This window comes from Kitasatospora sp. NPDC048540, from assembly GCF_040651175.1.
GTDB lineage: Bacteria > Actinomycetota > Actinomycetes > Streptomycetales > Streptomycetaceae > Kitasatospora.
Genome location: NZ_JBEZIR010000193.1, coordinates 1 through 11,614, shown reverse-complemented (window position 1 = coordinate 11,614; position 11,614 = coordinate 1). Strand labels below are relative to the sequence as shown.

11 protein-coding genes are annotated in these 11,614 nt (G+C 74.0%); 7 read left to right on the top strand and 4 right to left on the bottom strand.

Features of this window, described 5'->3' with window-relative positions:
* Window positions 1-77 precede the first annotated feature (77 nt).
* Window positions 78-1,250 carry a GDSL-type esterase/lipase family protein gene (locus AB0D08_RS38620; protein WP_359895036.1) on the bottom strand — a complete coding sequence of 391 codons (1,173 nt, stop codon included), beginning with the start codon at window positions 1,248-1,250 and terminating at the stop codon, window positions 78-80.
* Window positions 1,251-1,400: 150 nt separating this feature from the next.
* The gene (locus AB0D08_RS38615) at window positions 1,401-2,753 is read right to left on the bottom strand and encodes an aminotransferase class I/II-fold pyridoxal phosphate-dependent enzyme (RefSeq protein ID WP_033825446.1); all 1,353 of its coding nucleotides are present in this window, start codon (window positions 2,751-2,753) and stop codon (window positions 1,401-1,403) included.
* Window positions 2,754-2,787: 34 nt separating this feature from the next.
* Between AB0D08_RS38615 and AB0D08_RS38610 the strand changes: the two genes are divergently transcribed.
* The 6 genes from AB0D08_RS38610 (at window position 2,788) to AB0D08_RS38585 (ending at window position 8,045) form a co-directional block, all read left to right on the top strand.
* Window positions 2,788-3,456: a pyridoxamine 5'-phosphate oxidase family protein gene (locus tag AB0D08_RS38610; RefSeq protein ID WP_033825445.1), complete on the top strand. Its 669-nt coding sequence runs from the start codon at window positions 2,788-2,790 to the stop codon at window positions 3,454-3,456.
* A complete protein-coding gene (locus AB0D08_RS38605) occupies window positions 3,456-4,094 on the top strand; it encodes an FMN-binding negative transcriptional regulator (protein ID WP_033825444.1) in 639 nt (212 codons plus the stop codon). The genes AB0D08_RS38610 and AB0D08_RS38605 overlap by 1 nt, the downstream gene beginning before the upstream one ends.
* Before the next feature lie 177 nt (window positions 4,095-4,271).
* Window positions 4,272-5,684, top strand: a complete 1,413-nt coding sequence (locus tag AB0D08_RS38600) for a sugar porter family MFS transporter (protein ID WP_359895038.1) — start codon at window positions 4,272-4,274, stop codon at window positions 5,682-5,684.
* Window positions 5,685-5,808: 124 nt separating this feature from the next.
* A complete protein-coding gene (locus AB0D08_RS38595) occupies window positions 5,809-6,501 on the top strand; it encodes a dienelactone hydrolase family protein (RefSeq protein ID WP_359895033.1) in 693 nt (230 codons plus the stop codon).
* Window positions 6,502-6,573: 72 nt separating this feature from the next.
* The gene (locus tag AB0D08_RS38590) at window positions 6,574-7,143 is read left to right on the top strand and encodes an HAD domain-containing protein (RefSeq protein WP_158515654.1); all 570 of its coding nucleotides are present in this window, start codon (window positions 6,574-6,576) and stop codon (window positions 7,141-7,143) included.
* Window positions 7,144-7,220: 77 nt separating this feature from the next.
* Window positions 7,221-8,045, top strand: a complete 825-nt coding sequence (locus AB0D08_RS38585; protein WP_359895031.1) for a PhzF family phenazine biosynthesis protein — start codon at window positions 7,221-7,223, stop codon at window positions 8,043-8,045.
* 32 nt (window positions 8,046-8,077) lie between these two features.
* Here the strand turns inward: AB0D08_RS38585 and AB0D08_RS38580 are convergent, their stop codons facing one another.
* A complete protein-coding gene (locus AB0D08_RS38580; RefSeq protein ID WP_033825441.1) occupies window positions 8,078-8,878 on the bottom strand; it encodes a CPBP family intramembrane glutamic endopeptidase in 801 nt (266 codons plus the stop codon).
* A gap of 190 nt (window positions 8,879-9,068) precedes the next feature.
* Complete coding sequence (locus AB0D08_RS38575) at window positions 9,069-10,568, bottom strand: glutamate-cysteine ligase family protein (RefSeq protein WP_033825440.1); 1,500 nt, start codon at window positions 10,566-10,568, stop codon at window positions 9,069-9,071.
* Window positions 10,569-10,932: 364 nt separating this feature from the next.
* Here AB0D08_RS38575 and AB0D08_RS38570 point away from each other — a divergent pair, with 364 nt between their 5' ends.
* Window positions 10,933-11,502: a hypothetical protein gene (locus AB0D08_RS38570; RefSeq protein ID WP_033825439.1), complete on the top strand. Its 570-nt coding sequence runs from the start codon at window positions 10,933-10,935 to the stop codon at window positions 11,500-11,502.
* Window positions 11,503-11,614 lie beyond the last annotated feature (112 nt).

Genomic DNA, 11,614 nt, shown 5'->3' with positions numbered 1-11,614 from the left:
CTCGTTCGGCAGCGGACGCGGGACGGCGGCGCCGGTTCGCGTCCGTGCCCGGCGGGCCGGGTCGGCCGCGGGGTCGGTCAGCGGGCGGCCAGGTACACCCCGGTGGTGTCCTTGCCCGCCGTGTTGCGGCAGGACCAGTTGCCGGTCGGCTGCGCGTTGAGCAGCGTCAGGCAGCGGCCGAGCGCGAGCTGGGCGTAGTAGTTCGGGTGGAACGACTCCTGCAGGGTGCCCTGCGTGGAGGTGCCCATGTCGAGCCAGCGGGCCCACTCGCTGGTGGTCGCCGAGGGCGCGCTGGAGGAGGTCGCCAGCTTGGTGGCCTTGGAGCAGACCTCGCGGCCCTGCAGCAGGTCGCGCAGGTCGAGGAACTGCACGCCCTTGGCGGCGGCCACGGCGGCGATCCCGTTGGAGATCTGCGGGACGAGGCTGTCGCGCGCCCAGTCCGCGTCCTGGTTCCAGAACGGACAGCCGCCGGTGTTGGCCCGGGTCCAGCCGCTCTCCGGGTAGCGGTTCTCGCTGCTGCGCGGGATCGGCGACGGGTAGGACTGCAGCACGATCCGGTAGCTGCCGTTGGCGTAGCCTGCCGCGGACATCACGGCCCGGATCTCGTCGACCGACTTGGAGACGCCGGCCATCGCCGCGTCCATCTGCGAGTCGACCGCGGCCTGCTGATCGTCGTGGCAGTAGGAGTACCAGACCAGGTAGTCCTGCACGCAGCTGGAGATCACGTCGGCGAAGCCCAGGTCGTTGCCGCCGATCGAGAGGGTGATCAGCTTGACGTTGTACTGCCGGGCCACGGTGGCCAGTTGGTCGGCCTGCGGGGCCTCGCCCTTGAAGGACTGGCCGCCGTTGGAGGCCCGGAAGACGTTGGAGCTGACGGCGCCCGAGCAGGCCAGGTTGATCTGGGCCTGGCTGATGGTGCCGGCGCTGCGGATCTCGGCCACGTCCGAGCGGTCGCACCCGCTCGCGTAGGTGCTGCCGTAGACCCGGGAGGGGTCGTAGCCGCTGCCGGTGTAGGCGCGGTCGGTGCCGCTGCGGCTGCCGCTGGTGGTCAGGCTGTTGCCCTGCCAGCGTCCGGCCTCGCCGGAGATGTAGCTGTCCCCCATCGAGACGGTGGCGGTGGTGGTACCGGCCGTCTCGGCCGCCCCGGCGGGGGCGGCCAGCGCGGTCAGGCCGGGCAGGGCGAGCGCTGCTGCGGCGAGCAGCGCGAGGATGCGCGGGGTGCGTGGGGTTGTGCGTCGGCTCTTGGGCACGGCGAAACTCCTGCGGACGGCCTCGCGAAGGTGGGGTCGCGAGGCACGGGTGAGGGTGGGCCGCCGGCCGGTGGCGCGATGAATGTGACATGCGCGCGCTTGTTACCGCTAGGTATCCGACAGAGGTATTTCGCTGAGTTACCGGTCGGTTCAGATCAGTCGCGAGCCGTCGCCGCGGCCGCCGAGGATCCCCGCGAGATCGTCCGCGAGGGCGGTCGCCTCGGCCGCGGTCAGGGTCGAGACGGTGAGCCGGATGCCGGGCGGGGACTGCTGCCGGTAGCGGGCGCCCGGCGAGGGCACCCAGCCCCGCTGCACCAGGGCCGCGGTCACCCCGGACTCGTCCGGGACCGGCACCCACACGTTCAGGCCGCTCTCCCCGTGCGCGGCGATGCCGCGGGCGGCGAGCGCGGCCAGCAGCCCCTCCCGGCGCTCGCGGTACGCGGCGGCGACCTCCCCGGGCGGCGCGGCGCCGGTGCGCCACAGCTCGGCGACCGTCCGCTGGAGCAGCAGGCTGACCCAGCCGGTGTCGAGCCGCTGGCGGCCGAGCACCCGGTCCACGGTGTCCCGGTCACCGAGTACCACCGACAGCCGCAGGTCGGGGGCGAGCGCCTTGGCGGCCGAGCGGACCAGCGCCCAGTGCCGGACCGCGGCGCCGCCGCCGTCCGCCGCGACCAGCGACTCGAACGGCTGGTGGACCATGCCGTGGCCGTGGTCGTCCTCGATCACCAGCACCTCCGGGTGGGCCGCCAGTACCGGGCGCAGCCGCGCGGCCCGGGCCGCGCCGAGCGCGGCGCCGGTCGGGTTCTGGGCCCGGCTGGTGACGATCAGGGCGCGGGCGCCGGCGGCCAGCGCGGCGCCGACCTCGCCGGGCAGCGGCCCCTGGTCGTCCAGGCCGACCGGTACGGTCCGCAGGCCGAGCGCGGGCAGCAGGTCGAGCAGGCTGCCCCAGCCCGGGTCCTCGACCGCGACCAGGTCGCCGGGGCGCAACCGGGCGGCCAGCACCCGGCCGATCGCGTCGAGCGAGCCGGAGCAGACCGCGAGCGCGCCCTCGGGGGCGCCGTCGGCGCGGTACGCGGCGGCGGCCAGCTCCAGCAGGCCGGGGTCGGCCACCGGGTCGCCGTACATCACCGGACGGTCGGCGGCCGCGGTCGCGGCGACGGCCAGCGCCGGGCCGAGGTCGGGCAGCAGCGCCGGGTCCGGGTTGCCGCTGGAGAGGTCCCGGGCGCCGGGCGGGACCGGGATCCGGACCTGGTCGCGGGGGGCGGTGACGGGCCGGGGCCGGATCCGGCTGCCCTTGCGGCCGGCCGTCTCGATGACGCCCCGGTCGCGCAGCAGCCGGTAGGCGGCGGCGACGGTGTTGGGGTTGACGCCGAGTTCGCCGGCGAGGTCGCGCAGCGCGGGCAGGGGCGCGCCGGGCGCCAGCGCGCCGGCACCGACCGCGCGCTCGACGTCGGCGGCGATCTCGGTGGCGCGCCGACCCTTGATCCGATAATCTCCTAGCACAAACACAAGTATGCACTAGTACATAGAGGTTGTCATGTCGGACACGGCGTACGCCCGGACCCCTCGCACCACCCCCACCCGCTACAAGGACCGCGCCACCTGGGAGAAGGAGGCGATCCAGCAGATCCTCGACAGCTCCTGGGTCTGCCACCTCGGCTTCGTCGCGCCGGACGGCGCCCCGGTGGTGCTGCCCACCATCTACGCCCGGGTCGGCGACCGGCTGTACGTCCACGGCTCGACCGGCAGCCGCCCGCTGCGCGCCGCCGGGGACGACCAGGGCCTGCGGGTCTGCGTGACGGTGACGCTGGTGGACGCCCTGGTGCTGACCAAGTCGGCGTTCAACCACTCCGTCAACTTCCGCTCGGTGGTGGCCCACGGCACCGCGTACCAGGTCACGGACCCCGAGGAGCTGGCCCTCGCGCTGGACGCGCTGGTCGACCACGCCGTGCCCGGCCGCTCCGGCGAGGTCCGCCCGGCCAACGCCAAGGAGCTGGCCGCCACCGCCGTGGTCCGGCTCGACCTGGACGAGGTCTCCGCAAAGACCCGGGCCGACGACGCGGACGACGACGCCGCCGACCTCGGCCTGCCGCACTGGTCCGGCTTGATCCCCGTCACCACGGTGTACGGCGCCCCCGAGCCGCACCCCTCCAGCCCCGGCCCGCTCCCCGCCCACCTGCGCGGGTTCGGCCACGGCGGCGCCTGATGCTGATCCGCTCCTGGGACCGCGGCGACGAGGACGAGTGGCGCGCCTGGCTGGCGGCCGGGCGGGACTTCGGGCTGCTGGCGGCCAACGGCCCGGCCGGCGCCGGCCCCGTCCTGGTCCCCACCCACTTCCTGCTGGACGCCGACCGGGGCGAGATCCTGCTCCACCTCGCCACGCCCAACCCGCTGTGGGCGGCCGTCCGGGCCGACCCGCACGTCACCCTGGCGGTGACCGACGACTACGTCTTCGCCCCCGGCCACTGGCGCGGCGAGCCTGGCACCCCGACCAGCTACTACGCCTCAGTGCAGTTCCACTGCACCGCGGAGCCGGTCGAGGACGCGGCGGGCAAGGCCGAGATCCTCAACCGCCAGCTGGCGCACTTCCAGCCGGAGACCCCCGAGGTCCGGGTCGAGCCCGGCCGGCCGCCGTTCGGACCGCTGCTGGCGGGCCTGCGCGGGCTGCGGCTGACGGTCCGCGAGGTACGGGCGAAGTTCAAGTACGACGACAAGAAGCCGGTCCCGGTGCAGGCCGCGCTGGCCGACCGGCTGGCCGGGCGCGGCGAGGGCCTGGACGCGGCGGCCCGGGCGCAGCTGCTGCGGCGCAACGCCCGCCGGGCGGGCGGCTGCCCGCAGACCTGACGGACCGCCCCCCCCGGCCCGGCCCGCCCGCCGGACCCGGCCGATCGGGTGAGCCGGACAGCGACCTGTCGACCCGTCAGCTCCACGGCGCGCGATCCGGCCCGAGTGCTGGTGGAATGGCACGGATTGCTGTTCACCCGGCCGAGCTGGTGGGCCGCCGGATCCCGGGAGCTCGCCCTGTCCACCTCCACCCAGCCCCAGCCCGCCGACCAGGCCCACCTGGGGCACGTGGTCTTCATCTCGGCGGCGGCCGCGATGGGCGGCTTCCTGTTCGGCTACGACAGCGCCGTGATCAACGGTGCGGTGACGGGCATCCAGAAGCACTTCGGCGTCGGCAACGGCGAGACCGCGTTCGTGGTGGCCATCGCGCTGCTCGGCTCGGCGGCCGGCGCGGTGGTCGCCGGGCGGCTGGCCGACCAGTTCGGCCGGGTCCGCACCATGCTGCTGGCCTCGGTGCTGTTCGCGATCAGCGGGGTGGGCTCGATGTTCCCGCCCAGCATCCAGGTGCTGGCAGTGTGGCGGGTGGTCGGCGGTGTCGCGATCGGCATCGCCTCGGTGATCGCGCCGACCTACATCGCCGAGGTCGCGCCGACCGCCTACCGCGGCCGGCTGGCGTCGTTCCAGCAGCTGGCCATCGTGCTCGGCATCACCGTCTCCCAGCTCGCCAACTACGCGCTCAACCAGGCCGCCGGCGGCGACTCCACCAACCACCTCGGCGGGGTCCAGGCCTGGCAGTGGATGCTCGGCGTGGAGACCATCCCGGCCCTGGTGTACGGCGGGATGGCGCTGGCCATCCCGGAGTCCCCGCGCTTCCTGATCGCCAACCGCAAGGATGACCAGGCGCGCAAGGTGCTGCGCGAGGTCGAGGGCGAGGGGGTGGACCTGGACGCCCGGGTCGCCGAGATCCGCGCGGTCCTGAACACCTCGCACCGGCCGCGGCTCAAGGAGCTGCTGGGCGGGCGGTTCGGGCTGCTGCCGATCGTCTGGGTCGGCATCGGCGCCTCGGTGTTCCAGCAGTTCGTCGGCATCAACGTGATCTTCTATTACTCCTCCTTCCTGTGGCAGTCGGTCGGCATCAACGAGAGCAACTCGCTGCTGATCAGCCTCTCCACCTCGATCGTCAACGTGGTCGGCACGGTGGTGGCCATCGCGCTCGTCGACCGGATCGGCCGCAAGCCGCTGGCGCTGGCCGGCTCCGCCGGCATGGCGCTGGCGCTGGGTACCGCCGCCTGGGCGTTCTCCTTCCGGCAGGGCACCGGCGACACCGCGACCCTGGACGACACCTACGCGACGGTCGCGCTGGTGGCCGCCCACGTCTTCGTGTTCTGCTTCGCCTTCTCCTGGGGCGTGGTGGTCTGGGTGCTGCTCGGCGAGATGTTCCCGAACAAGATCCGGGCGCTCGCCCTCTCGGTGGCCGCCTCCGCGCAGTGGATCGCCAACTGGGCGATCACCGTCTCCTTCCCGGACCTCGCCGACTGGAACCTGTCGGCCACCTACGTGATCTACGCCGTATTCGCGCTGCTCTCCATCCCGTTCGTCGCGTTCTGTATCAAGGAGACCAAGGGCAAGGCGCTGGAGGAGATGGGCTGACACCCCGTCGGCCGGGTGGCGCGGATCCCGGACACCGGCGCCGCACGATCAGTAGCATGCACCCGCGGGCCGTAGCCGCCGCCCGCCGGCCGCCGCGGCACGCGGCCCACCCGACGGAGAGGTCATGGGCAGTTCCCGGCAGAACGTCACCTTCCCCAGCAACGGGCACACCGCCCACGGCTACCTGGCACTGCCGCCCAAAGGCGTCGGCCCCGGCATCCTGGTGGTGCAGGAGTGGTGGGGGCTGACCAGCCACATCGCCGACCTGGTGGACCGCTTCGCTGCCGAGGGCTTCGTCGCCCTCGCCCCCGACCTGTACGGCGGCGCCGTCGCGCACAACCGCGAGGAGGCGGCCCGGATGCTCGCCGAACTGCCCGCCGAACAGGCCGCCCAGGACCTCTCCGGCGCGGTCGACTTCCTGCTGGCGCAGCCCCAGGTGGTCGGCGACGCGGTCGGCGTGGCCGGCTTCTGCATGGGCGGCGGGCTCGCCCTCGTGCTGGCCGCGCAGCAGGGCGACCGGGTGGCCGCGGTGGTCCCGTTCTACGGCCTGCCCCAAAACCGGGACTTCGACTACCGCGGACTCACCGCGCACGTCCTCGGGCACTACGCCGAACAGGACCGCTCCTACCCGCCGGCCGCCGTCGACGAGGCCGCGATCCGGATCGGCGAGGCCACCGACCGGCGGCCCGAGATCCACTTCTACCCGGCCGGCCACGCCTTCATGAACGACGAGGACCCGAACGGCCACTACGACGCCCTGCAGGCCCGGATCGCCTGGCAGCGCACCCTGAGCTTCCTCTGGGGCCACCTGGGCTGACCCCGGCCGGCGGAACCGGCCGGCCGCGACGGCCGTCCCTGCGGGCGACAACCGCTCCACGGAGGGACGCCCTTGCCCGACCCGCTGCTCTTCCTCGACGTCGACGGGGTCCTCAACCCCGCCCACCCGGACCCGGACGACCACTTCGACCGCCACCAGCTGCTCGGCTACACCGTGCTGCTCTCGCAGCGCCACGGCGAGTGGCTGCGTGAACTGGCCGGGCACTACCGACTGGTCTGGGCCACCACCTGGGAGGAGCAGGCCAACCTCCACATCGCCCCGCGGCTCGGCCTGCCCGAGCTGCCCGTGGTCCGGTTCACCGGGTACGTGCCGCAGCCGGACGACCCCGAGGTCCCGCTGCTGGACCTGTTCTCCGGGCGCAAGTGGGCGCCGATCGTCCGCTACGCCGACGGCCGGCCGTTCGCCTGGATCGACGACATCATCCCGGGCAGCCTGCGGCGGCGGGCCCTCCCTCGGCGGGACCGGACCCTGCTGCGGGTCGATCCCGGACAGGGCCTGCAGCGCCGGCACGTCGACCGGCTGCTGGCCCGGCCGCCGCGGCCGGCCCTCCTTCACCGGGCGAACCTGCTGCACCGGGCGGACCTGCTGCGCGGGCGGGCCGGCGGCCCGGGCCCGGGGTGACGGCGGCGGCCGGGACCAGGCCACCCGATGCCGATTGGCATTGTCGCAAAAGCACCGGTCAGGGATAGATTCGCCGTATGCGAATCCGGATCATCGACGCTTTCACCGACCGACCCTTCAGCGGCAACCCCGCCGCGGTCTGCCTGCTCGAGGGACCCGCCTGGCCGCAGCACGAGCAGATGCGCCGGATCGCCGCCGAGATGAACCTCTCGGAGACCGCGTTCGCCCTGCCGCTGCCCGGCGGCGACGCCGACTGGGGCCTGCGCTGGTTCACCCCCGTCGAGGAGGTCAACCTGTGCGGGCACGGCACCCTGGCCACCGTCCACGCGCTGCACTCGGACGGCCTGCTCGGTGAGGGCTGGGTCCGCTTCGACACCCGCGGCGGACTGCTGCGCGCGCTCCCCGAGGCCGACGGCACCATCACCCTGGACTTCCCCGCCAACCCGCACCTGCCGGTGGACACCCTGCCCGGCGTCGAGGAGGCGCTCGGCCGGCCGGTGCTCGCCGCCTTCGAGACCGGCGCTCTCGCCGACTACCTGGTGCTGCTGCCCAGCGAGCACGCCGTCCGCGCGCTTTCGCCCGACCTCGGCGCGCTCACCCGGCTGCCGGTCCGCGGGGTCCTGGTCACCGCGCCCGCCGACGACCCGGGCTCCGGGTACGACTTCGTCTCCCGCTTCTTCGCGCCGGCCGTCGGCATCCCCGAGGACCCGGTCACCGGGAGCGCGCACACCGCGCTCGCGCCGTACTGGGCCGGGCGGCTCGGCCGGACCAAGGTGACGGGCTACCAGGCCTCACCGCGCGGCGGGCTGGTCCGCTGCGAGGTGGCCGGCGACCGGGTGCTGCTGGCCGGACGGGCCGTCACCGTGCTGGACGGCGTCCTGCGGGCGCTGCCCGCGGTCTGAGCCGAGCGCCCGCCGCCGGGCCCCGGCCTGGCTCAGCCGGTGGGCAGCCAGCTGACGTGGCCCGCGAGCAGCGCGTACCCGACGAACGCGACGGTGTCGATCAGCGCGTGGGCCACCACCAGCGGCATCACCCGGCCCCACCGGCGGTACAGCAGGCAGAACACCACGCCCATCACCATGTTGCCGACCAGCCCGCCGACCCCCTGGTACAGGTGGTACGAGCCGCGCAGCACCGCGCTGGTCGCGATCACCGACGGCCAAGCCCAGCCCAGCTGCCGCAGCCTGCGGACCAGGTAGCCGAGGACGACCACCTCCTCCAGGATCGCGTTCTGCCAGGCGGAGGCCACCAGGACCGGGATCCGCCACCACACGTCGGGCAGGCCGGACGGCGCCACCGCCAGGTTGACCCCGGCGGCGTGCGCGGCCAGGTACAGGCCGAGGCCGGTGCCGCCGATCGCGGCGGCCACCGCCAGCCCGCGGCCGAGGTCGGAGAGCTTGCGGGTGAGGTCGAAGCCGAGCACCCGCAGCGAGCTGCCCTCGCGGACCAGCAGGTAGCCGACCAGGACGACCGGCATCAGGCCGCGTGCGACGTAGAACAGCTGCCAGGCCAGGTCCAGCCAGGGCCGCCCGGGCGCCCGGGAACCGTTCAGCACGGCCACCTGGTGGCCGAGCGCGGCCGGTTCGGTCAGCGAGCCCACGAAGCTGATCGCGGACGAGATCCCGCTGGCCCCGAGCGACAGCCCCAGGACGATCAGCAGCTCCACGGCCAGCAGCCGGCGGGCGCCGGCGGCCTCCTCGGCCTGCGGGTCGGGCTCGGTCGAAGCGGTCGTCACCTGGTCTCCAGCGCGCGGTACCCCGCCCCGCGGAGGTGGTCCGGCGGGGCCCGGCGACCCGACCGGTCTCCGGGCCGATCATCCTTCCACAGCCGGATGAGAACCCGGTCCCGGGCGCCGCGCCCCGCCGGACCCCGATCGCCGCGCCCGGTCGCCGACCCCGCCGCGGTGCTGCACTGGCCCGGCCCGCTCAGCCCACCGGCCAGGTGTGCACCGGTTCACCGCCGCGCATGTGCTCCAGGTAGCGCCGGGTCATCGCGGCGATGGCGGCGCCCGGGTCCATGCCGTACTGCTCGCGCAGCAGGTGGACGGTGGCGGCCTGCCAGGACGCGCCGTTGGTCCGGCGCAGGCAGCGCTGCTCGATGATCCCCAGGTAACGGTCCCGGTCTGCCGGTTCGACGCCCCACTCGTCCAGGCCCTGGTAGGCCAGCGGCAGCAGCTCGCCGAGGACCAGGTCGGTGGCGGCCACCGGGGCGACCGCCCGCCCGGCGCGGCCGCGGCCCGGCCAGTGCAGCACCGCGTCGATGCCGTACCGGGCGGCGGTCTGGAAGTTCTCGTCGGCCCGGGCGAACGGGAGCCGGTTCCAGACCGGCCTGGGCTGCTCGGCGAGCACCCGGACCAGCCCGTAGTAGAAGGCGGCGTTGGCCAGGGTGTCGGCGACCGTCGGGCCGGCCGGCAGGCAGCGGTTCTCCACCCGCAGGTGGGCGACGCCGTCGGCGATGTCGTAGACCGGGCGGTTCCAGCGGTAGATGGTGCCGTTGTGCAGCCGCATCTCGGCGAGCCTCGGCACCCCTCCGGAGGCCAGCACCTTGGCCGGGTCCTCGTCGTCGCAGATCGGCAGCAGGGCCGGGAAGTAGCGCAGGTTCTCGGCGAAGAGGTCGAGCACCGAGTCCACCCAGCGCTCGCCGAACCAGGTTATGGGGCGCACTCCTTGCGCCTTGAGCTCCGCCGAACGGGTGTCACAGGCTTGCTGGAACAGAACGGGGCGCGTCTCGCGCCACAGCTCGCGCCCGAACAGGAAGGGCGAGTTGGCGCCGAGCGCCAGCTGGACGGCGGAGATCGCCTGGGCCGCGTTCCACACCGGCGCGAACCGCTCGGGGGTGACCTGCAGGTGCAGCTGCAGCGAGGTGGCGGCGGCCTCCGCGACCATCGAGACCGACTCGACCGCGAGGTGCTCCACCCCCTCGATGTCGAGGGCGATGTCCTCGCCGCGGGCGGCCAGGATCTGGTCGCTCAGCAGGGTGTAGCGGTCGTTGTGGGACATCGCCTCGAGACCGGTGTGGTCCAGGTCGAGCGTCGGCAGGATGCCCACCATCACGATCCGGGCGCCGACCTCGGCCGCCTTGCGGTCGGCGTACCGCAGGCCGGTGTCGATCTCCTCGCGCAGGTCCTCCAGCACGTGGCCGCCCAGGCGCCGCGGCGCGATGTTGACCTCCACGTTGAACTGGCCGAGCTCGGTCTGGAAGTCGGCGGAGGCGATCGACTGCAGCACCCGGGAGTTCCCCAGCACCGGCAGCCCCTGCTCGTCCACCAGGTTGAGCTCGATCTCCAGGCCCATCATGGCCCGCGGCCGGTCGAACCGCTGCTCGCGCAGCATCCGTTCCAGCACGTCCAGACAGGACTGGAGTTTGCGGCGGTACAGCTGCCGGTCGGACAGTTCCGCGCGGGTCGCCACGACCTTCTCGCCCATGGGTCCTCCCCTCCCCCTCGGTCGACGGTGCAAGCAATATGCCCATCCGGAAGATCGATAGCCCGGCCGTTCGAACGTGCCGTCGGGACAAGATTCCTGACCCTCTTTCAGCAACACCCCAACTTGCACCACGCCACCGAACGTGATAAGAAGGTCACCCTGCGCACCTGTTCGAGTAGAATTCGCACTGCGCCCCGGCCCGGTCGCCCGCATTCGACCCCTCAGCCGACACCGGCTGGTCGACGGCGGGCCCGCGCACGCACCGCGATCATGCCCAACCGGACACGGCCCAGGCCCCGCCACATCGACGCCATGCCGGTATGCCGCACTCGCACGCCGATCTCGCACGGAGAGGCGACTCACCATGACCCTGCAGACCCCTCAGCCCCCGCCCGGTGCCCTGCGCGCCGTCCTGGCCGCCCTGGACTCCGAGGCCGGGCTCCGACAGCCGGCCGCCTCCGTCCTGCGCCACGGCCCCGGCCCGCTGCTGCCCGTCCATCCCCTGGCGGTGTACGTGCTGGAGCGGCCCGGAGCGAGTCCGGCCGAGGCCAGGCGCACCGGGTGGCGGTTCCTGATCAAGAACGGGGCCGGCGAGTTCGCGGCCTCGGCCGAGGTGGTCGAAACCCCTGCCGGGCACAGCTTCTCCCACTTCACCGCGGGCCCCTACCCGGACTCGACGCTGCGCGCCCTGCGGCAGGCCTGGCAGCTCGCGCACGCGGCACACGCCCAGCACCAGCCTCGGCTGCTGTCGATGCCGGGCCACTACGCCACGGCCCTGTGGCTGCACGGCCCGTCCGCCGCCGAGGATCTGATCATCCCGCTCGCGCCGGCCCCGGTCGGGGTCACCGCGCACCGGGTGTACACCGCCGCCGAACTGCTCGGGGCGCTGGGCCGTGCGCCGGTGGCCGCGCCGGCCCTGCTCGGCGGCTCCTGACCGCGTCCGGCGGGCCGTCAGGCCCGCCGTCATCGTCTTCGCGGAGTCGATGTCGACCAGGTAGACCGGCTGGGCGGGGAGCGCGGCGGTGTCCAGGCTGTGCGCGCGGCCG